Source organism: Collinsella sp. AM12-1, assembly GCF_003472325.1.
GTDB lineage: Bacteria > Actinomycetota > Coriobacteriia > Coriobacteriales > Coriobacteriaceae > Collinsella.
Genome location: NZ_QRLS01000025.1, coordinates 1 through 19247, shown reverse-complemented (window position 1 = coordinate 19247; position 19247 = coordinate 1). Strand labels below are relative to the sequence as shown.

General features: G+C 58.4%; 20 protein-coding genes, 5 tRNA genes and 1 pseudogene. 7 read left to right on the top strand and 19 right to left on the bottom strand.

Annotated elements, in window-relative coordinates:
- Positions 1 to 143 precede the first annotated feature (143 nt).
- From DW136_RS09265 to DW136_RS09250, 4 genes are all read left to right on the top strand, one after another.
- The gene (locus DW136_RS09265; protein ID WP_117583097.1) at positions 144 to 2063 is read left to right on the top strand and encodes a BMP family ABC transporter substrate-binding protein; all 1920 of its coding nucleotides are present in this window, start codon (positions 144 to 146) and stop codon (positions 2061 to 2063) included.
- Complete coding sequence (locus tag DW136_RS09260; RefSeq protein ID WP_117583098.1) at positions 2060 to 2770, top strand: metallophosphoesterase; 711 nt, start codon at positions 2060 to 2062, stop codon at positions 2768 to 2770. The genes DW136_RS09265 and DW136_RS09260 overlap by 4 nt, the downstream gene beginning before the upstream one ends.
- Positions 2771 to 3002: 232 nt before the next feature.
- A complete protein-coding gene (locus tag DW136_RS09255) occupies positions 3003 to 3563 on the top strand; it encodes an RNA polymerase sigma factor (RefSeq protein WP_117583099.1) in 561 nt (186 codons plus the stop codon).
- On the top strand, positions 3544 to 4674 hold the full coding sequence (locus DW136_RS09250) for a DUF4179 domain-containing protein (protein WP_117583100.1): 1131 nt from the start codon (positions 3544 to 3546) through the stop codon (positions 4672 to 4674). Before DW136_RS09255 ends, DW136_RS09250 begins: the two co-directional genes overlap by 20 nt.
- Positions 4675 to 5025: 351 nt before the next feature.
- Here the strand turns inward: DW136_RS09250 and DW136_RS09245 are convergent, their stop codons facing one another.
- The 19 genes and pseudogenes from DW136_RS09245 to disA all read right to left on the bottom strand — a co-directional run bounded on the left by DW136_RS09245 (position 5026) and on the right by disA (position 17486).
- Positions 5026 to 5691, bottom strand: a complete 666-nt coding sequence (locus tag DW136_RS09245; RefSeq protein ID WP_226790685.1) for an isocitrate/isopropylmalate family dehydrogenase — start codon at positions 5689 to 5691, stop codon at positions 5026 to 5028.
- Positions 5600 to 6166 (bottom strand): annotated as a pseudogene (locus DW136_RS09240) (hypothetical protein). Before DW136_RS09240 ends, DW136_RS09245 begins: the two are co-directional and overlap by 92 nt.
- Positions 6167 to 6631: 465 nt before the next feature.
- Complete coding sequence (rplA, locus tag DW136_RS09235) at positions 6632 to 7339, bottom strand: 50S ribosomal protein L1 (RefSeq protein ID WP_022093892.1); 708 nt, start codon at positions 7337 to 7339, stop codon at positions 6632 to 6634.
- A 117-nt stretch (positions 7340 to 7456) separates the two neighbouring features.
- Positions 7457 to 7885 (bottom strand): 50S ribosomal protein L11, encoded by a 429-nt coding sequence (gene rplK / locus DW136_RS09230; protein ID WP_022093893.1) that lies wholly within the window; start codon positions 7883 to 7885, stop codon positions 7457 to 7459.
- Positions 7886 to 8005: 120 nt separating this feature from the next.
- Entirely contained in the window at positions 8006 to 8542 is a 537-nt protein-coding gene (gene nusG, locus DW136_RS09225) for a transcription termination/antitermination protein NusG (protein ID WP_099432095.1), read from the bottom strand.
- A 3-nt stretch (positions 8543 to 8545) separates the two neighbouring features.
- Positions 8546 to 8884 carry a preprotein translocase subunit SecE gene (gene secE, locus DW136_RS09220; protein ID WP_117583102.1) on the bottom strand — a complete coding sequence of 113 codons (339 nt, stop codon included), beginning with the start codon at positions 8882 to 8884 and terminating at the stop codon, positions 8546 to 8548.
- A gap of 76 nt (positions 8885 to 8960) precedes the next feature.
- A tRNA-Trp gene (locus DW136_RS09215) sits at positions 8961 to 9036 on the bottom strand.
- Positions 9037 to 9049: 13 nt separating this feature from the next.
- Entirely contained in the window at positions 9050 to 9199 is a 150-nt protein-coding gene (rpmG, locus tag DW136_RS09210) for a 50S ribosomal protein L33 (protein WP_022093895.1), read from the bottom strand.
- A 279-nt stretch (positions 9200 to 9478) separates the two neighbouring features.
- A complete protein-coding gene (gene tuf / locus DW136_RS09205) occupies positions 9479 to 10669 on the bottom strand; it encodes an elongation factor Tu (protein WP_117563790.1) in 1191 nt (396 codons plus the stop codon).
- A gap of 96 nt (positions 10670 to 10765) precedes the next feature.
- Positions 10766 to 10842, bottom strand: a tRNA-Met gene (locus tag DW136_RS09200).
- A 3-nt stretch (positions 10843 to 10845) separates the two neighbouring features.
- Positions 10846 to 10921 (bottom strand) — tRNA-Thr (locus DW136_RS09195).
- Between the two features lie 10 nt (positions 10922 to 10931).
- Positions 10932 to 11013, bottom strand: a tRNA-Tyr gene (locus DW136_RS09190).
- Between the two features lie 713 nt (positions 11014 to 11726).
- Positions 11727 to 11801: transfer RNA gene (locus DW136_RS09185), tRNA-Thr, on the bottom strand.
- Between the two features lie 223 nt (positions 11802 to 12024).
- Complete coding sequence (locus DW136_RS09180; RefSeq protein WP_118289469.1) at positions 12025 to 12702, bottom strand: NYN domain-containing protein; 678 nt, start codon at positions 12700 to 12702, stop codon at positions 12025 to 12027.
- Between the two features lie 3 nt (positions 12703 to 12705).
- Positions 12706 to 13620, bottom strand: coding sequence for a 23S rRNA (guanosine(2251)-2'-O)-methyltransferase RlmB (gene rlmB, locus DW136_RS09175; protein ID WP_117736539.1), 915 nt, complete (start codon positions 13618 to 13620; stop codon positions 12706 to 12708).
- Positions 13621 to 13763: 143 nt separating this feature from the next.
- On the bottom strand, positions 13764 to 15230 hold the full coding sequence (gene cysS, locus DW136_RS09170; RefSeq protein WP_117806099.1) for a cysteine--tRNA ligase: 1467 nt from the start codon (positions 15228 to 15230) through the stop codon (positions 13764 to 13766).
- A 3-nt stretch (positions 15231 to 15233) separates the two neighbouring features.
- Positions 15234 to 15728: a 2-C-methyl-D-erythritol 2,4-cyclodiphosphate synthase gene (gene ispF, locus DW136_RS09165; protein ID WP_117716889.1), complete on the bottom strand. Its 495-nt coding sequence runs from the start codon at positions 15726 to 15728 to the stop codon at positions 15234 to 15236.
- Entirely contained in the window at positions 15718 to 16446 is a 729-nt protein-coding gene (ispD, locus tag DW136_RS09160; protein ID WP_117716888.1) for a 2-C-methyl-D-erythritol 4-phosphate cytidylyltransferase, read from the bottom strand. The genes ispF and ispD overlap by 11 nt, the downstream gene beginning before the upstream one ends.
- Entirely contained in the window at positions 16446 to 17486 is a 1041-nt protein-coding gene (gene disA / locus DW136_RS09155; protein WP_369831362.1) for a DNA integrity scanning diadenylate cyclase DisA, read from the bottom strand. The genes ispD and disA overlap by 1 nt, the downstream gene beginning before the upstream one ends.
- A 253-nt stretch (positions 17487 to 17739) precedes the next feature.
- Between disA and DW136_RS09150 the strand changes: the two genes are divergently transcribed.
- The 3 genes from DW136_RS09150 (at position 17740) to DW136_RS09140 (ending at position 19237) form a co-directional block, all read left to right on the top strand.
- Positions 17740 to 18318, top strand: a complete 579-nt coding sequence (locus DW136_RS09150) for a manganese efflux pump MntP family protein (RefSeq protein ID WP_117790138.1) — start codon at positions 17740 to 17742, stop codon at positions 18316 to 18318.
- Positions 18319 to 18442: 124 nt separating this feature from the next.
- Positions 18443 to 18913, top strand: coding sequence for a helix-turn-helix domain-containing protein (locus DW136_RS09145; RefSeq protein WP_117655053.1), 471 nt, complete (start codon positions 18443 to 18445; stop codon positions 18911 to 18913).
- 3 nt (positions 18914 to 18916) lie between these two features.
- A complete protein-coding gene (locus DW136_RS09140; RefSeq protein ID WP_233546560.1) occupies positions 18917 to 19237 on the top strand; it encodes a HipA N-terminal domain-containing protein in 321 nt (106 codons plus the stop codon).
- Positions 19238 to 19247 lie beyond the last annotated feature (10 nt).

Sequence of the window (19247 nt, the reverse complement as noted above, 5' to 3'; positions counted from 1 at the left end):
TGAATGTGGGAGGTGTTCGGATAAAGTCGATAATCAAGGCATCGCCTAAAACCACCGCAAAGGGGACAGGCACCATTGTGGTGGTTTCGCATCGTGGTACCATGGTTCATATCGTTGTTTAAACGACTAAGGGAGTAGACACCATGGAAGAGGCCTATCGTCAAGCGCGCAAGCGCGGCGAACAGGGACGCCGTCGCGCCATCAGCCAAAGCGAGCATCCATATCTTACGGACCTCGACAGCTTGGTCGCCCAGCTTCCCTGCGGGCAGCGCGAGAACATCGGCCTGCGGGACATTCCGCTCGAAATGGTCGTCGGCACGGTTACCAAAGGTCGCCAGTCCGCCTTTTCGTGTAACTTTATGCCGCTGCTCCCCTGGAATACCGAATTCGCCCGCAAATGGTCCAACCTCTACGATATCCAAATCTCCGAGGGCTACCGCGACCCCATCATCGTCACCGAGTTCATGCACCGCTTTTACGTCCAAGAGGGCAACAAGCGTGTCAGCGTCCTCAAATTCCTTGACGCTCCGACGGTTTCGGCCAAGGTGACGCGTCTGTACCCCGGTAAGTGGGATTCCGTCGAGAGCCGCCTGTACGGTGAGTTTTGCGCCTTTTGGTACGTATGCCCCCTGTACGAGATTGAGTTTTCGCGCGAGGGCGGCTACGAGATGCTTGCCAAAATGCTCGGCCAAGATCTTGTCGAAAAATGGCCTCAAAAGAAGGTCGACTACCTACGTCACACCTTCCTGCTCTTTAAGCGCGCCTATCTTCGCGCGGGCGGCGACCACTTGGACATTACGCCTGCCGATGCCATGCTCGTCTACCTCAACGTCTACAACCAGGACCGTCTGCTGGATACGCCGACGGATATCGTCGTCAACCGTCTGTGCAAGATTTGGCGCGAGCTTGTCATTGCCGGCAAAAGCGACGAGGACAAAGTCGATCTTGTCGAAGCGCCGCAGCCCAACGAGAAAGAGGGCGCACCGACAAAAGCTACCTCGGGCGTGCTCAACTTCTTTATGAGCAAGACCGTCTACTCCACTGCCAATCCCATGCGAATCGCCTTTATCCACGAGTTTCCCTGTGCCACGTCGAGCTGGGACAGCCTACACGACCAGGGCCGCCGGTATCTTGATGAGCACTTTGGCGGCATCGTGCGCACCGAGGCGTTCGAGGACTGCCACGATTCGGACGTGTTCTACGCCGCCGTCGAGACAGCCGTAAAGCACGGGGCGAACGTCATCTTCTCGACCTCACACCGGCTCATGGAATACACGCTCAGGGCGTCAGTCGAGTATCCCCAGGTGCGGTTCCTTAACTGCTCAATCGGCCTTCCCCACCAAAGCGTCCGCTCGTACTTTGGAAAGATGTACGAGGCCAAGTTCCTACTGGGCGCCCTTGCCGCCAGCATGGCGGACAACCACCGCATTGGCTACCACGCGTCGGTCTTCGCCTCGGGCGCGCTCAGCGAGATCAACGCCTTTGCGATTGGCGCCTCGCTGCTCGACCCCCGCGCGCAAATTATCCTGACCTGGGGCGATGTGCCCGCCGGAGGCCTTGCCGAGGCCATGTGCCGCGAGGGCGTGAGCGTCATGACCGGCGCTGACATGTCAAAGTCGCTCGAAGACCCTACGGCCTACGGACTTCACCGCCTGGTCGATGGCAAGGTCGCCGGCATCGCCATGCCGGTATGGAACTGGGGCCGATACTACGAGCTTATCGTGCGAAGTCTGCTGCACGGCACCTGGGATGAGACCAGTGACAACAGCCAGGTTCGCGCCGTCAACTACTGGTATGGTATGAGCTCGGGCGTCATCGACATTCGCTACGCTCCGGGCCTGCCCTATCAGACGCGTAAGCTTGTTCAGCTGCTCCGCAATGGCATCGTCGAGGGCTCCATCAATCCATTTGGCGGCGAGCTCCATAGCCAAGACGGCGTGGTGCAGATCGAGGGCTTTCCCCCGCTGCCGAGCACGCAAATCGTCGAGATGGACTGGCTGGCTGACAACGTTATAGGCTCGATTCCGCAGCTCGATAACGAGCCGGAGGTCCGTGCCCTATGAATATCCTAGCCATTGCCGATGTAGAGGAGCGCTGCCTGTGGGAATGTTTTCGCAAGGAGCGCTTTGAGGACGTTGACCTGATTCTATCCGCAGGCGACCTGGATCCGGACTATCTTGAGTTTTTGGTCACTGTCATCAACAAACCGCTTGTGTACGTTCGTGGCAACCACGACGACCGCTACGCGCGCCATGCACCGGGCGGGTGCATTTGTGTTGAGGACAGCGTATATGTGTACCGAGGTATTCGCATTGCGGGTCTGGGCGGTTCCATGCGCTACCGCGACGGCGCGAACATGTATACCGAGCGCGAGATGGCAAAACGCATGCGCAAGCTATCGCGAAAAATCGCACTGGTAGACGGATGCGATATTCTACTTACCCATGCACCCGTCGCAGGCATGGGCGACCTGGACGACCTGCCGCATCGAGGGTTTGAGTGCTTTAACACAGCGCTTGAGTCCTGGGGGGCCGACTACATGGTGCACGGGCATGTGCACCAATGCTATGGTCGCGACTTTCAGCGTGAGCGCCAGCATGCATGCGGGACAACAATCATCAACGCGTGCGGCTATACGCAGTTTGAGCTGGATGAAGCGCGCTACCCCATCCGTGGCTGGCAGGCAGCCTGGCTCAACTCGCAAACCATGCGCCGCGAGCTCAAACGCCACGAAGCAATCGAGTCTTCAACCGCCAGAACCCCCTGGTAACTGCCAACAACCACCACGAAGGGGATAGGCACCTTTATGGTGGTTTTGCTGACTCGTCCGACCTGTCCATCACGGTGCTTGTGTAATTAACGAGAACACTCATTGTTTTGTAAGGACGGCGCTCACGTGCCGTCTTTTTTTGTCAACTTATGCAGTCTCGACCGTGTTGTATGTAGAGGGACCTCGCGAGACGCCTTCCCTATATCCACCACGACCAATTGGAGGTGACACTATGCCTGCACGCCGTAACCGCAATAGCACGCTCCGATGCGATGCCGATCAGATCGAGCGGGAAGCAAAGCGCTTGGTCGACACGTATTCCGACCTCATCCTTCGATTGTGCTATTCGGCCCTTGGATCCGCTGACGACGCTCAAGACATCTGCCAGGACACGCTGATCAAGATTCTCCAACGCACTCAACCGTTCGACTCGCTCGAACACGAACGTGCTTGGGTGATCCGAGTCGCACTGAACGCATGTCGCGATATCGGCCGTACGCACGCGAATCACCCGGTTGTCGACCTCGATTCGCTCCCCGATTTCTGCGCACCCGTAACACATACCGAGCAAGAATTCGCGCAACGCGACTGCGCCATTCTTTCCGCTGTCACGGCCCTGCCTCAAGCACAGCGCATCGCCATCTTTTTGCACTACTACGCAGGCATGAGCATCAGGGAAATCGCAGACGCCGTTCACGCGACGCCAGCTGCAACCGCCCAGCACCTTAGCCGCGGACGTGCGTCACTTCGGCTTTCCTTGAAAGGAGACCACAATGACTACGAATTCGAATGACTATCGCCACGCCCTGGAGCACATTTCGTTTACCGATAATGCGAAGCAGCACATGGCAAACTCGATTGCTCAGTCCGTCGCCTCGAGCGATGCGGCGACCGCTCAAAGCAACTTTAATGGCACGCGACGCAAGCCGCGCATCGCCCGCCATCCCGTAAGAACAGTCGCTCGCATTGCCGCTGTAACGGCAGTCCTCGCTATCGTCATTGGAGGCGCTGGCACGGCTATGGCAACAGGCGTCCTGCCGCTTCCTTCTGACATGCTTTCCGACATCTTTGACGGACCTGCTTCTCAAACCGAGATCATCGACCGTATTGGCCGGCCCGTCGGTGCTAGCTGCTCCAACAACGGAGTCACCGTGACCGCCGACGCCATCATGGGCGACAAGGATATGGTTACCATCGCCTATACGCTTACGTTCGACGATCCCGCTGCCCTGAAAAAGCTTTCCGAGCCGGGCGAGAACGGAACTATCGCCGGAAGTGTCGATGGAAACGTATACGTTGATGGCGAGCATGGCGGCCAAGGCCAATCATGGCTCATTGACAAGAACCCCAATGACTCCAGCATTCAATACTTTGCACAGTTCAGCGTTGAATCACCCGGCCTTATGGGCAGGACCGTCCGCACGCATATCAACTCTCTCGTTGTGCCACGTGCTGGCAAAGAGCTTCCCGAGTATAAGAAAATACTTACGGGCCCATGGGATCTTAAGTTCCAGCTGAATTACGAAGATACATCCGTTACGATTCCCGCGCCCAAATCGGTCAACTTTAACGGCACCAAGGCGACGATTCAAGAGGCCACCGTATCCTGCGTTGGCGTTTCAGTCCGCTACAACATAGATCGTTCCATCGAACACGACAACAACAGCGGCAAGATGTCTCAAAACATGGAGGAGTCTATGGATGCCGTTGGCAACATACCCCTCATCGTGACGTTCAAAGACGGTCATGTTGAGGACGCAACCAGCTACAGCGGCTATTTCGCAAATAAACTGGATAACGGCACCACTGATGTCCACAAGACCTGGCCGTTCTCGCAAGTTTGTGACACAGACAAGATTGCAAGCGTACAAATTGGCGATACGGTCATTCCCATGAATTCGTAACGCTACGCGGCTCGTATATGCACCCGGTTCCGCACTTCGCGTCTAAAGATGCGCTGTCATCGAGCAGCGTGAGCGCAAGGCCGCCCGTATGGTCGGCTGGGAACACCTCGTTGCGCTAAAAACCACCACGAAGGGGACCGGCACCTTTGTGGTGGTTTTGCTGACTCGTCCGACCTGTCCCAACGGTTTGTCTCAATCTGTAACAGGTAGGGCCCAAATAATCGGTTAGCTGTTACAGATCGAGACAGACCACGGATGCTCGGCCGAAAATCTCAATCTGTAACAGGTAGGAACGATTTTGCCCCTTAGATGTTACAGATTGAGATATTTGACAGCTTGAATCGGCATCGCCTACAGCGCGGCGACGACCTTGTCGCCCATCGTCGTGGTGCCGAGGATCTTATCTGCCGGGGTGTTGACATCGGCGATGTCACGGGTGCGCCAGCCCTCGTCGAGCACGCGCGCCACGGCGCTCTCGATCCACGCGGCTTGCTCGCCCATGTCGAGCGCGTAGGTCAGCAGCATCGCCACCGACAAGATTTGAGCCAGCGGATTGGCCACGCCGAGCCCCGCGATGTCAGGAGCGCTGCCAGCGCTCGGCCCAAACAGCGATACGCCATCATCCAGCGAGGCAGAGGCAAGCATACCGAGCGATCCGGTAATCTGAGCCGCCTCATCGGACAGGATGTCGCCGAACATGTTCTCCGTCACCACGACGTCAAAGTCTGCCGGTCGACTGATGAGCTGCATGGCGGCGTTGTCGACGAGCAGGTCCTCAAGCTCCACGTCGGAGTACTCCTCGTCTTGCACGCGATGCACGATCTCGCGCCACATGCGGCTCGTCTCCAGCACGTTGCGCTTATCAACGCTCGTCACCTTGCCGCGACGTTTGCGCGCCGCCTCAAATGCCTGGCGCGCAATGCGCTCAATCTCGTACTCGCGATACTCCATCACGTCGACCGCACGCTGACCGGCCGCACCCGCAGCGCCCGCGCAGGTCACGGATGCGGGCGCCAAAGTCCCACGGCATGTTGTAGCCCATCGTATCGGGGATGTTCACGACCGTGGCACCGGCCTTTACGGCCGCCTCGATAATGCGCACCAGAAACTCCTGATCGGAGCGGCCGGCATCCTCGGCATAAAACTCAACATCGTCAACGAACTTGCGAGCATGTTTGACGGCATGGATCGCTCACTCAATTGCCCTTTCCTCAGTCATATGGAGCTTGTCGCGCAGGTGACTGGTGCTCACACCCAGCCCTGTATGGATACGGGGCCTCTGGGCCGTTTTGAGCGCCTCTGCAGCCACTTCGATATCCCTGTCGACAGCGCGCGTCAGGCCGCATACCGTGCATCGGTCGCCCGCAATCTTGCCAATCTCCTGTACGGAGCGAAAGTCACCAGGACTCGAGATGGGAAAGCCCGCCTCGATAACGTCCACGTTCATGCGCACCAGCTGGCGGGCGATGAAGAGCTTTTCCTCGGTATTCATGCTGGCGCCCGGCGACTGCTCACCGTCGCACAGGGTGGCGTCAAAGATTGTGATTTTGCGGCTTATATGTTCCTCCTGATTGACCGTTTTATGACAGATGGCTTTCAGGAGAGAGAGAAGGCCTAGAGATAGAAAAATACCCATGTCGCTCATCACGCCTGAAAGCGGCAGACGATAGCGCACCCGGGTACAACAAATCGTTATAGCGAGATTACAACCCTAGCGCGCTATCCAATCTAGTAGCGCTAGGCCTAGGAGCTGTTGCGTGTTCTTAAACATGTTGGGCTCCCTTCGGCCTCGGGTAGAACTACATCGCGCTAAAGTACAACACAAGTAAAACCACCACAAGGGTGTCTGTCCCCTTCGTGGTGGTTTCGTTGACTCAAAAGCAAGAAACCCCGTCCCGCGCGAGGCAGAACCGGGTTTCTTTAGCAATGCTTGCTTTGTTCAGGCAGTAACTAGCAGTTACTCAGCCAGGAAGTCACGCTGGACAGCGGGATCGACCTTGACGCCAGGGCCCATGGTGGAAGACACGGAGATGGACTTGACGTACTTGCCCTTAGCAGAAGAGGGCTTGACACGCAGGATCTCGGTGTACAGGGCGGCGTAGTTCTCGACGAGCTGCTGCTCAGAGAAGGACTTCTTGCCCAGGGGCACGTGGCAGATGCCGTAACGGTCGGCACGATACTCAACGCGGCCGGCCTTGAGCTCGGAGACCATCTTGGCGACGTCCATGGTCACGGTGCCGAGCTTGGGGTTCGGCATGAGGCCACGGGGACCAAGAATCTTACCGATGCGGCCAACCTTGGCCATCATGTTCGGCGTGGCGATAGCGGCGTCGAAATTGATCTCGCCCTTCTGGATCTGGGCGACGAGCTCGTCGGAACCGATGATGTCGGCGCCGGCAGCCTCGGCCTCGCGGGCCTTCTCGCCCTCGGCGAAGACGGCAACACGAACGGTCTTGCCGGTGCCGTGGGGCAGGGAGATGGAACCACGGATGTTCTGGTCAGCCTTACGAGTATCGATGCCCAGACGGAAGTGGGCCTCGACGGTCTCGTCGAACTTGGCGGTATCAAGCTCCTTGATGAGCTTGGCAGCCTGAAGGGGGGTGTAGAGCGTGGCGCGGTCGATCTTCTCGGCAGCGGCGTTATAGCTCTTACCATGCTTAGCCATGTGCATTACCTCCTGTGGTTAAACGGGCGTGAGCCCTCCCACATCGTATCGTGTGCCCTATTGCACACATATAACGGGCGCCCCGGTCGGAGCACCCGTCATTACCTAAAGAAATCGCTACTCAGCGATGGTGACGCCCATGGAGCGGGCGGTACCGGCGATGATCTTCTTGGCGGCATCAATGTCGTTGGCATTGAGGTCCGGCATCTTGATCTCGGCGATCTTGGTGAGCTGCTCCTGGGAGAGCTGACCAACCTTGTCGGCCTGGGGCTTAGCGGAACCAGACTTAAGGTTCAGCTCCTTCTTGATGAGGTGAGCCGCCGGCGGGGTCTTGGTGATGAAGGAGAAGGACTTATCCTCGTAGACAGAGATCTCAACGGGGATGATGTCGCCCTTCTTGTCCTGCGTCTCGGCGTTAAAGGCCTGGCAGAACTGCATGATGTTCACGCCAGCAGCGCCCAGGGCGGGACCGACGGGAGGAGCGGGGTTAGCTGCTCCAGCAGGAATCTGGAGCTTAATGACGTTGGCAACCTTCTTCTCAGCCATGGTCATTCCTTTCGAATCACGAGTGTGAAGTACTTGCTATATCGTAAGCACGCACGTGTTAGAAGCACTCCTGAGATGAGCAGTCACAGAAGAAGCACGCTCGCGCGAACGGACGAAAACTTAAGCGATGACAGCGACCTGGTTAAAGTCGAGCTCGACCGGCGTCTCGCGGCCAAAGATCATCAGCGTGACCTTGAGCTTGCCAGCCTCGGTGTTAACCTCGGAGACCTTGCCATCAAAGTCGGTAAGCGGGCCATCGGTGACGCGGACGGACGTGCCGACCTCAATATCAACCGAGGTGCGCTTGGGCGAATCGCCCTTACCGGGACGACGAGTCATCTTGTTGTACTCGTCGCGAGAAAGCGGAGCGGGCTTGCCGTTGCCGCCCAGGAAACCGGTGACGCCAGGCGTGTTACGAACGCACGTCCAAGCATCGTCATCCATCTCCATGCGGACCAGGACATAACCCGGGAAAATCTTGGAATCCTTGGTCTCACGCTTGCCACCCTCTTTAATCTCGGTGACGCGCTCCATAGGAATCTCGATATCAAAGATACGGTCCTGCATGCCCATAGTCTCGATGCGATGCTCGAGATCGGACTTAACACGGTTCTCGTATCCAGAGTAAGTGTGAACGACGTACCAACGCTTAGACATGGTTTAGCCCCTCAATCCAGAGAACAGAGCAAGAGCCTCGCCAAAGCCAGCATCGAGCAGAGCGATGACGACGCCGACGACGATCAGAGAAGCGCAAACGACGACCGAGTAGTTCACGAGCTCCTTCTTATCGGGCCACGTGACACGCTTCATCTCGGACTTGACCGAAGCGAAATACTTCTTGGTGCGGGCGAAGAAACCAGGCTTCTCGTTCTTCTTGGACTTCGCAGCCTTCTCGTTCTTCTTGGCAACGGCCTTCTTGGCCTCAACCTTGGAGTTGGCGGCAGCGTTGTTGGCAGGTGCCGGCTGCTGAGCCTTCTTCTTGTTCTTCTTGTTGGCCATTTGGGTTACCTCCGCGCAATGCGCTTATACATGAGTAAACCGTAAGCCCCCAATTGGGAGCTTACGGAATAATGACTGGCACGCCAGGAAGGACTCGAACCCTCAACACTCGGTTTTGGAGACCGATGCTCTACCAATTGAACTACTGGCGTATGTGACTAGAGACTAGCGAGTCTCTTTGTGCAGCGTGTGGTGACGGCACCAGGGGCAATACTTCTTGATCTCCATACGATCAGGCATGGTCGACTTGTTCTTGGTGGTCGTATAGTTGCGGCGCTTGCACTCAGTGCACGCAAGAGTAACTAGAGTACGCATGTATCCTGAACCTTTCATTTCCGCCCCGTACGGGCACGAGTTGTTACTTTATCAGCTCCACGTAAGTGCTGTCAATGAAAACCTCGAGTCAATTGGTTCTCGGTGGATCCATTCATATTTGGAACACATCAATGAAGCCATCGAGAGCTAATCGACGGTGCATCCAGGACCATTATCAATCCTCTCGACACCAGCAACGGCTCAATATCCATCGCAGAAAAGAACCCGGCACCCATATAAGTGCCGGGTTCTCTAAGTCAGCTATATCAAAGAGCTAATTTACTCAATGATCGTGGAGACGATGCCCGAACCGACGGTGTGGCCACCCTCGCGGATAGCGAAGCGCAGGCCCTCCTCCATGGCGATCGGGTGGATGAGGTCGCCCTCGATGGTGATGTGGTCACCAGGCATAGCCATCTCGGTGCCCTCGGGGAGCTTGACCGTACCGGTAACGTCGGTGGTACGGAAGTAGAACTGAGGACGATAACCATCGAAGAACGGGGTGTGACGGCCGCCCTCCTCCTTGGTCAGAACGTAGATCTCGCCGGTGAACTTGGTGTGCGGGGTAACCGAACCGGGCTTGCAGAGAACCTGGCCGCGCTCGATGTCCTCGCGCTTGATGCCGCGGAGCAGCAGACCGACGTTGTCGCCAGCCTCGCAGAAGTCCATGGACTTACGGAACATCTCGATACCGGTAACAACGGTGTTCTGGGTATCCTTGATGCCGACGATCTCGACGGGCTCGTTGAGCTTGAGCTCACCGCGCTCGACACGGCCGGTAGCAACGGTACCACGGCCGGAGATGGTCATAACGTCCTCAACGGCCATCAGGAACGGGAGGTCGTTGTTACGAGCAGGCGTCGGGATGTACTCGTCGACAGCGTTCATGAGCTCGCGAATGGCGTCCATCCACTTGGCGTCGCCCTCGAGAGCGCCCAGAGCGGAACCACGGATGACGGGGATGTCGTCGCCGGGGAAATCGTACTCGGAGAGAAGCTCACGGGTCTCCATCTCGACGAGGTCGATGAGCTCGTCATCGTCAACCATGTCGCACTTGTTCAGGAAGACGACGATGTAGGGAACGCCGACCTGACGGGCGAGCAGGATGTGCTCGCGAGTCTGAGCCATGGGGCCGTCGGTAGCGGCGATGACCAGGATAGCGCCGTCCATCTGAGCAGCACCGGAAATCATGTTCTTGACGTAGTCAGCGTGGCCCGGGCAGTCAACGTGAGCGTAGTGACGGGCAGCAGTCTCGTACTCGACGTGGGAGACGGAGATCGTAATGCCGCGCTCGCGCTCCTCGGGAGCCTTGTCGATGTTCTCGAACGCAGTGAAGTCAGCCTTGCAGCCCTCGGTCTCGGAGAGAACCTTGGTGATGGCAGCGGTCAGCGTGGTCTTGCCGTGGTCGACGTGACCAATGGTGCCGATGTTAACATGCGGCTTAGTGCGCTCAAACTTCTCTTTGGCCATAAAGCCCTCCTCTTAACAGGTCGTCCCCGGACGGGACTTTGCCTTTATACCATAGTGGCCTCTCAACATACTATTGAGAAGCCACCGTGTTACCTATGGTAGCGGTGACTGGATTCGAACCAGTGACGCCACGGGTATGAACCGTGTGCTCTAACCAACTGAGCTACACCGCCGGATGGAGCCTGCAACCAGACTTGAACTGGTGACCTCTTCGTTACCAACGAAGTGCTCTACCGACTGAGCTATACAGGCACTTGACGGGTGGGAGCTATAGGATTCGAACCTATGTAGGCAGAGCCAACGGGTTTACAGCCCGTCCCCATTAACCACTCGGGCAAACTCCCAATCGTTCAAGTATCCGCAGGTTCTTTGGTCTTTTGGACCGCCGCCCCCGCGAACGAAAAAGATAATACGATGCAACCTTGGGGGCTGTCAACGAAAACCTCTAGATACACGGTTCCGGGCGTATCTATATAGCCGTGACCTGCTGTTTTGTTGAGTTTGGATGTGAAGGACGGTGGATTTGGCTGCGCTGGTGACATTTCCCGAGCGAATACTTTGGTGTAGTGGAGTACACCTTCAGGATCGGACTTCGATAACAGCCTATTTGCACCTATATATAGGTCGAGATCGGGCTTCCGTGGCAGATTCGAGCGTGGATTTTCTCCCGTTTGAAATCGAGCGTGGATAATCTCCCACTATTGGCGTGCCCCCAAGGCCAAAGTGGCAGATTATCCACGATCATTCACTAAGCGGGAGATTTTCCACGCTCGTACGTCCGATAATCCACGCTCAGGGGGGGGCAGCCGAGCTCGACACGGCTTTTGTCTCGATCTGTAACATATAGAGAACATTTTCTCCCCTATCTGTTACAGGTCGAGATATTACGCAGAGACCTCCGCTTACGTCTCATTCTGTAACAGTAAGAAAGGTTTTCAGCTTCTTCGTGTTACAGATCGAGTCAAACCTGAAGCTTGGTTGGCGCCAAACACGCTGACTTATCGACATAAATAGAAACGGGCCCTGTCCCTCAGGGGGACAGGGCCCGAAACTCTCATGGAGCCAGTGACAGGAATCGAACCTGCAACCCACTGATTACAAATCAGTTGCGCTACCGTTGCGCCACACTGGCACACTTGGCGCTTTCGCGCGAAGCCAGTTAAGAATAAAGGAATTGCGGACGAGGCGCAACAGGCCCTTCGCCCGACCACATCTCAAAACTATTCGTCAGAACGAATAGTTTTATCTGTTCGCCAAAACAAAAAACTATTCGTTTTGGCGACGGTAACCCGCAGCCCATTGATTACAAATCGACGGACTGGCCAATTGGGAAACGGGTCTCTATGGATAATCCCCTACCTCCCGCGCAGGGCCTTGAGCTTGGCCAGGGCATCGGGGCTCAGGCGACTGCCCAGAGTCATCTTGACCTGCGGAGCTTCCTCTGCCTCGTGAACGTCGTTGTCGATCTGTTTGATCTCGTCCACCAGCATACGGCTCGAGATGCGCGTGACGCCCTTGCCCATGACGACGGCCTGTATTGTGCCGTCACTCGATACCACGGAGCACGCGCGGCCTTCCTCACGCGCCTCGATGCAGAGCTTCTGCACCACGGTATCGGCAGAGACGCCCGTCGGCGAGAACTCGATGCGCACGCCGCGGGCCGGTAGGTTGGGGCGCTCGTTGGAGATGTTGCCCGCGCCGTCGAACACGATCACGGCCTCGTAACGGCCCTGGGCAAACGCCGCGACATCGTTGATAAGCGCAGTACGAGCCATATCGTGGACGTCGCTGGAATATGGATCGTCGGAATGGTCGTAGACGAGCTTTTCGTAGCGCGGCGTGCAGTGGATCACGTTGTAACCGTCGACCACCAGCAGCTCGGGCTTGTTGGAGTGCACCGCCGAGACTGGGTCGGCGATAGCCTGCGCAAACGCATTGCCGCCCACGCCGTAGGTCGCGGCCGAAACAATCGGCTTGGCCGAGCCCTCGCCAAAGCGCTTGGCCTTGGACTTGGCGCGGTTCTTCTTGGACATGCGCTACTCCTCCCCCATGAGCTCGCCGGCATTGCGGCGCAGCCACTCAAAGCACAGCGCGGTGGTCGCCTGGGCCACATTGAGACTCTCGGTCATGCCGCGCTGGGGAAGCTTGGTCAAAAAGTCGCATTTCTCGAGCACCAGGCGCGAGATGCCGTCGCCCTCGGAGCCCATGACGAGCGCAACGCGGCCCTCAAAGGGAGCATCCCAGCAGCTGCCCTCGGCGTGCTCGGAAGCACCGCCCACCCAAAAGCCAGCAGCCTTGAGGTCGTCGAGCGCTCGAGCGATGTTGGGAACCTGTGCGATGGGCAGATGCATAACGGCACCAGCAGAGGTTTTGTAGCTGCCCACGGTCACACCGGCGGCGCGCTTGTTGGCAATGATGACGCCCGCCGCGCCCACGACCTCGGCAGAGCGCACGATGGCACCAAAGTTACCGTCGTCGGTCACATGGTCGAGTACGACGACGAGCGCCGGGCCGTCACCCGCGCGGTCAAGGATATCGGCGACGTCCGCATAGGGGAAATTACCCACCTCGAGCGCAATGCCCTGATGAGCGCCATGGCTCGACAGCGCATCGAGCTGCGCGCGCGGCACATACTTAATGCGGACGTCCGCGGCGTTGAGATCGTCGACCAGGCGCGACAAGGCAGCATCGCGCTCCCCGCCCTCGGCGATGAGCGCGCACTTGATGGGAAAACCAGTGCGTAGCGCCTCGGCGGCAGCACGACGACCTTCGATAAACTCGCCCTTGGGAACCTCGACGTTATCGCGGCTACGCTCGCGCTGCGAGCGAGCAGCCTGTGAGCGCTCGCGCTGGCCCTTGGGAGCGGCAGCGCGATCGTTGCGGCGAATCGGACGCGAGCCAGAAGCGGCCTGCTTGCCGCCACGAGGCGCACGCTTGCGATTGTCGGCCATAAGACGGCCTCCTTAAATAGAAAACGAACAAGAATCGACCGTCCGAGCCACGGCACCTTGCCTTTCAATCGTCGGGCATGACCACCAGGTCTATGCCCTCCTCTTTCAAGGCAATCTGCCGCACCTCGAACGGTCGACAAATACTAGAGACTCTTAATACGAGTACCGGCGGCAGTATCTTCGATCGTCAGGCCTAGGTCCTTGAGCTGGTCGCGGATGGCGTCGGCCAGATCCCAGTTCTTGGCGGCACGGGCCTCGGCGCGGGCCTCGAGAATCTTGGCAGCAGCCTCATCTACGTCGTCACCAGTGTAGGCAACCAAACCGGCGGCAACGCCCAGCAGGCCCAGCGGCAACTCGACCTTGGGCTCGGGAAGCTCGACGCCAAACGTATCGAGCAGCTCGACCAGCGTATCGGCGGCAGCCAGGGCTGCGGCCTTGTCGGCAGCATCGCCCGCCTGCTCCAGGTACTGGTTGCACTCGGTGACAAAGCCAAAGACAGCACCCATGGCACCGGCGGTGTTAAAGTCGTCGTCCATGCACTCCTTAAAGGTGGCACGGGTCTCGGCGGCCTTGGCGGCAAACGCCTCGGCGGCAGCCGCATCGGCATCGGCCGTCGCATGGTTCGCAGTCCAACGCAGGTTCTCGACCGTACCGGCAATGCGTGTGAGCGAGTTCTCGGCACCATCCAGACGCTCCCAGGAGAAGTCAAGCGGCGAGCGATAGCTCGTCTGCAGCATCAGCAGGCGCAGGGCGGCAGCGGAGTGCTGCTCGAGGACCTCGGCCAGCGTAAAGAAGTTGCCGAGCGACTTGGACATCTTCTCGCCGTCTACCAGCAGCATGCCCGTGTGCATCCAAGTGTTGGAGAAGCCCTGGTGCCAGGCGCAGGTGGCCTGGGCGCACTCGTTCTCGTGATGCGGGAAGGCAAGGTCGGAGCCGCCGCCATGAATATCGATCGGGGTGCCCAGGTAGCGGTGCACCATGGCGGCGCACTCGGTGTGCCAACCGGGACGGCCCTCGCCCCAGGGGCTCGGCCAGCTGGGCTCGCCGGGCTTGGCGGCCTTCCACAGGGCAAAGTCGAGCGGATCGTTCTTGTCCTCGTTCTCCTCGATGCGCGCGCCAACCATAAGGTCATCGATGTTGCGGCCCGAGACCTGACCATAGTTGGGATCGCTGCGCACGGCAAAGTACACGTCGCCGTTATCGGCTGCGTAAGCGTGGCCCTGCTCGATGAGCGTCTTGATCATAGCGATCATGGGGCCGATCTCCTTGGTGGCGCGGGGGCGCACATCGGGATCGAGCACGTTGGCGGCGCGCATGACGCCGATGAACTTGTCGGAGAACTCCGTCGCGACCTCGGCGGCAGTGCGGCCCTGCTCGTTGGCGCGTTTGATGATCTTGTCATCGACATCGGTGAGGTTCTGGGCGAACGTGACCTCGTAGCCGCTCGCGATGAGCCAGCGACGAATCACGTCAAAGCTGATGAACGTGCGGGCATTGCCGATGTGGATGTTGTCGTAGACCGTGGGGCCGCACACGTACATGCGAACCTTCCCGGACTCGATGGGCTGAAACTCTTCCTTTTTATGGGTAGCGCTGTTGTAGATACGCATTCGTTACTCCTTAACGGTTTTCTGTAGCAGGCAGACGGCCCAGGCGCCAATTCCCTCGCCTTGGCCTTCCCAACCGAGCTTTTCGGTCGTGGTGGCGGCGACGCCCACGTTTTCGACGTCAACGCCCAAGGCATGGGCAAGGTTGGCGCGCATGGCATCGCGGTGCGGGGTGATCTTGGGCTGCTGACAGGCAATGGTGCAATCGGCATCGACAAACTCAAAGCCCAACTCGCGCGCATAGTCCATCACGCGAGCGAGCAGCACCATCGAATCGGCACCCTCGTAGGCGGAATCGGTGTCGGGGAATAGCTTGCCGATGTCTCCCCCGCGGCAGGCGCCCAGAATGGCGTCGGCCAAGGCGTGCGCAAGCACATCGGCATCCGAGTGGCCCAGCAGGCCGCGCTCGTAGGGAATGTCGACCCCGCCGATGATACATCGACGCCCCTCCACCAAACGGTGGACGTCGTAGCCGTGGCCAATGCGCAGGTTACTGAACATGGGGAAGGTCCTCTCCCTCGGCCATACGGCCAAGCAGAATCGCGGTTACGGGGCGCAGGTCCTCGGGCACCGTCACCTTAAGGTTATCGCGCGGGCTCTGGACGCAGCGGACGCGCCCACCCATGCGCTCGACCAGTGACGAATCGTCGGTACCGATAAAGCCCTCGGCAATGGCTGCAGCGTGGGCGCGCTTCATAGCATCGACGCTAAAGATCTGCGGCGTCTGCGCGGCCCAATAGAGCTCGCGCGGCGGCGTCTCGACGATATTGTCGCCGTCGACGATCTTGAGCGTGTCGATCGCGGGCTGGCCGCACACGACGCCGTCGAGCGAGCGGTCACCCACAAGCACGTCGATCGCGTGATCGATGGCCTCGGTCGTGATGAGCGGACGGGCGCCGTCGTGGATGGCGACATATTCGAAACCCGCCGGTACCGCATGCACGCCGGCACGGGTGGAGTCCTGGCGGGTATCGCCGGCATCGGCAAAGCTGATGGGCGTGCTATACGAATACGGGCTGATGGCCAGGCGGCGCATCTCGACACGACGCTCGGCAGGACACACCACCACGATGTGACCGACCTTGTCGCTACGATCGAACGCACGGATAGACCAGCTCATGAGCGGACGGCCCGCCACGTTAACGAGCTGCTTGCCGCCGGGATTTCCAAAGCGCTGGCCGCTGCCGCCGGCAACGACCACGGCGCATACGGGAGCCATTATGCGTTCCCCTGTTTGGTGCCCTTCATGCGGTACAGGGAGTCCGCAAGAATGGCAGGGTTGTTAACGCCAAAGTCGCCCAGGCGCTCCGGATCCTCGCTGATGTCGTCCATGAGCTCCTGCAGCGATCCATACTCGTCGACGATTTTCTCGGCCACGCCGTCGCGCACGACGGACACGCGCGAAAGCGTGCGCAGGCCCAGCGGTGTCATGACGGAGTCCTCGTCCAGGTCGTCGTAACCCAGAACCGCCGCCACATGCTGTGGGTCGGACAGGTCCTTAGGTGTCATACGGCTTAGGTTGGCGCGAATCTTCTCGGCATTAGCCTCGGAAGAATCACTTGCGTAGTCGCGGATCATCAGGTCATACTCGGTATCCATGCTGGAGCCCGCGAGCTGCTCGAGCTGCATCTGCACGAGCTTGCCCTGGTTGCCCAACTTGACGATGCAATCCTTAAGCTCGGTCTTTGCCTGCTGCATGATCTCGAAGCTCGAGAAAATACCGGTAATGTCGGCGAGCGTAACGTAGTCGTCGAGCTCGAGGGCCGTCAGGCGCAGCAGGGAGCGGTCGAGCGACTGACGGGTAGTCTGGAGCGTGGCGACGAGCTGGTTGACCGAGCTCATGATGGTGGTGACGGGCTGGATCTCGTAGCTCTTGCCGTGAACGTACACGTTGACGACGGCACGACGGGCCGAGACCGAGATCACAATGGCATCGGTGAGCACCGACATGCGAGCGGCGGTGCGATGACGCATGCCCGTCTCGCTCGTGGCAAGCGAGGGATCGGGATTGAGATGGAAGTTGGCGCGCAGGATCTGGGTGAGGTCGCCGTCGATGACGATGGCGCCGTCCATCTTGGAGAGCTCGAACAGACGGTTCGAGGTGAACGAAATGTTGAGCGGGAAGCCGTCGTTACCGGCAGCGAGCACGTTTTCGGTGTCGCCAACGCAGATAAGGGCGCCCAGGTGACCGGCGATGATCATGTCGAGGGCAGTGCGGATCGGCTGACCAGGTGCCGTCAGACGGATGGCCTGTTCCATACGCTTTTGCAGCTCGTTCTTATCCAAGGCATCGCTCCCATCGTATACGCTCCATAAACGCTAAATAGTTTCTCACGGTTTGTCCCCGCGGCGCTCGCGAAATCCGATGCTTACAGAATGAGCGAACACCGCTAAGATAGCTAATTTGGGACGGGCTCTTTTGACTACCCACTCAACCATGTGCCAAGGTTAGTCTTTATGTTGCTCCCCCAAGAGGTACACGCGGGCCCGCCCGCAGAGAGGGAGCCAGACTATGGGACTCGCAGAGCTCGTGCTGCTCGCCGTTGGCCTTTCGATGGACGCCTTTGCCGTATCCATCTGCAAGGGCCTTGGCATGAAGAAGATCAACCTTAAGGTCACCGTAGTGCTCGGCCTGTTCTTTGGCAGCTTCCAGGCCGGCATGCCCGTGATCGGATGGGCGCTTGGCAGCCAGTTTATGGGCATCATCGGCCCCATCGACCACTGGATCGCCTTTATCCTGCTCGCCTTCATTGGCGGCAAAATGCTGTGGGAGGCCTCTACCGAGGACGAGGATGAAGGCGACGGCAAGGATGCCGAAAAGATTGACCTGGGCGAGTACCTGATCCTCGCCATCGCCACCTCAATCGACGCCCTAGCCGTAGGCATCTCATTTGCCGCGCTCTCGGTCGACATCATGCCCGCCGTGTCGCTCATCGGCATCACGACCTTTATCTTCTCCGTCGCCGGCGTAGCGATCGGCCACACCTTTGGCGCGCGCTACGAAAAGCCTGCCACCATCGTGGGTGGCGTCGTGCTCATCTTCATCGGGCTTAAGATCTTGCTTGAGCATCTGGGGATTCTCGCGATATAAAAAACGCCTCTCATAAGCTCAACGTCAATGTAGAGGTCTCATGCAGAGTTTTGCATAATGCCTTTTCGTGCAGACTTTTGCATGTCATACTGATATGCAAAAGTCTGCACGTTAGGAGATCACCATGGATACCCTTCCCATCACCACACCGCGGCAAGCTGGCATCTATGTGCGTCAGGCACGCGAGGCTCAGGGTCTCACCCGTGCCGCCCTCGCTAAAAAAGCCGGTGTTTCGGAGCGCCTGCTCGCATCGCTCGAGCTAGGAGACGCCACTGGCATTCGACTCGACAAGCTGCTGACGATTTTCAATGCTCTTGGACTAGCACTCGCCGCTCAAGGGGATATCGGCGAAGCAAAAAATGAGCGACCAGTCGACGCTCCGCATGCCAATCCGCTGCCTCGCAGCATCCCCAGGCGCCATCACACTCAACGTCCCCATCATCGCAACAGTCGTAGTACCGCCATTCCGGCTCTTGCAGATGCCCCCTTTACATCCGCACTTTACGACGAGATATTCGCCGATTTCGTCATGTCCAATCTCGGAGTCTCGATTGCCGCAAACGCATCTAACCAAACCAAGCCCGAAGGGAAATAGCCAATGGCCAGAACATCACTTCGGACCATTATTTGCGGCGTACCTGCGGGAACGCTCACGCAAGATGAGAACGGTCTTATCAGCTTTACCTACGATCATGACTATGACGGGCCAGCCCTATCGACCAACATACCCGTATCGAATCGCACATACGGACAACAGGTCATGAATCCGTACCTGTTTGGCCTTCTACCCGACAGCGAGGACCAGCGAAAAGCGATTGCCGCCGAATTCGACGTTAGGCCCAACAATCCCGTTGCGTTGCTCAGCCATATCGGACTCGACTGTCCGGGCGGGTACCGTCAAGATTCTTTCGCAAATTGATCGAGGCGGC

Excerpts from the sequence above, each read along its gene's own strand:
- cysS (WP_117806099.1), bottom strand. The coding sequence starts at position 15,230 with ATGCGTATCTACAACAGCGCTACCCATAAAAAGGAAGAGTTTCAGCCC.
- tuf (WP_117563790.1), bottom strand. The coding sequence starts at position 10,669 with ATGGCCAAAGAGAAGTTTGAGCGCACTAAGCCGCATGTTAACATCGGC.
- secE (WP_117583102.1), bottom strand. The coding sequence starts at position 8,884 with ATGGCCAACAAGAAGAACAAGAAGAAGGCTCAGCAGCCGGCACCTGCC.
- DW136_RS09265 (WP_117583097.1), top strand. The coding sequence starts at position 144 with ATGGAAGAGGCCTATCGTCAAGCGCGCAAGCGCGGCGAACAGGGACGC.
- DW136_RS09145 (WP_117655053.1), top strand. The coding sequence starts at position 18,443 with ATGGATACCCTTCCCATCACCACACCGCGGCAAGCTGGCATCTATGTG.
- nusG (WP_099432095.1), bottom strand. The coding sequence starts at position 8,542 with ATGTCTAAGCGTTGGTACGTCGTTCACACTTACTCTGGATACGAGAAC.
- rpmG (WP_022093895.1), bottom strand. The coding sequence starts at position 9,199 with ATGCGTACTCTAGTTACTCTTGCGTGCACTGAGTGCAAGCGCCGCAAC.
- DW136_RS09140 (WP_233546560.1), top strand. The coding sequence starts at position 18,917 with ATGGCCAGAACATCACTTCGGACCATTATTTGCGGCGTACCTGCGGGA.
- rplK (WP_022093893.1), bottom strand. The coding sequence starts at position 7,885 with ATGGCTGAGAAGAAGGTTGCCAACGTCATTAAGCTCCAGATTCCTGCT.
- rplA (WP_022093892.1), bottom strand. The coding sequence starts at position 7,339 with ATGGCTAAGCATGGTAAGAGCTATAACGCCGCTGCCGAGAAGATCGAC.
- ispF (WP_117716889.1), bottom strand. The coding sequence starts at position 15,728 with ATGTTCAGTAACCTGCGCATTGGCCACGGCTACGACGTCCACCGTTTG.
- DW136_RS09255 (WP_117583099.1), top strand. The coding sequence starts at position 3,003 with ATGCCTGCACGCCGTAACCGCAATAGCACGCTCCGATGCGATGCCGAT.
- DW136_RS09150 (WP_117790138.1), top strand. The coding sequence starts at position 17,740 with ATGGGACTCGCAGAGCTCGTGCTGCTCGCCGTTGGCCTTTCGATGGAC.
- DW136_RS09180 (WP_118289469.1), bottom strand. The coding sequence starts at position 12,702 with ATGTCCAAGAAGAACCGCGCCAAGTCCAAGGCCAAGCGCTTTGGCGAG.
- rlmB (WP_117736539.1), bottom strand. The coding sequence starts at position 13,620 with ATGGCCGACAATCGCAAGCGTGCGCCTCGTGGCGGCAAGCAGGCCGCT.
- ispD (WP_117716888.1), bottom strand. The coding sequence starts at position 16,446 with ATGGCTCCCGTATGCGCCGTGGTCGTTGCCGGCGGCAGCGGCCAGCGC.
- disA (WP_369831362.1), bottom strand. The coding sequence starts at position 17,486 with ATGGAACAGGCCATCCGTCTGACGGCACCTGGTCAGCCGATCCGCACT.
- DW136_RS09260 (WP_117583098.1), top strand. The coding sequence starts at position 2,060 with ATGAATATCCTAGCCATTGCCGATGTAGAGGAGCGCTGCCTGTGGGAA.
- DW136_RS09250 (WP_117583100.1), top strand. The coding sequence starts at position 3,544 with ATGACTACGAATTCGAATGACTATCGCCACGCCCTGGAGCACATTTCG.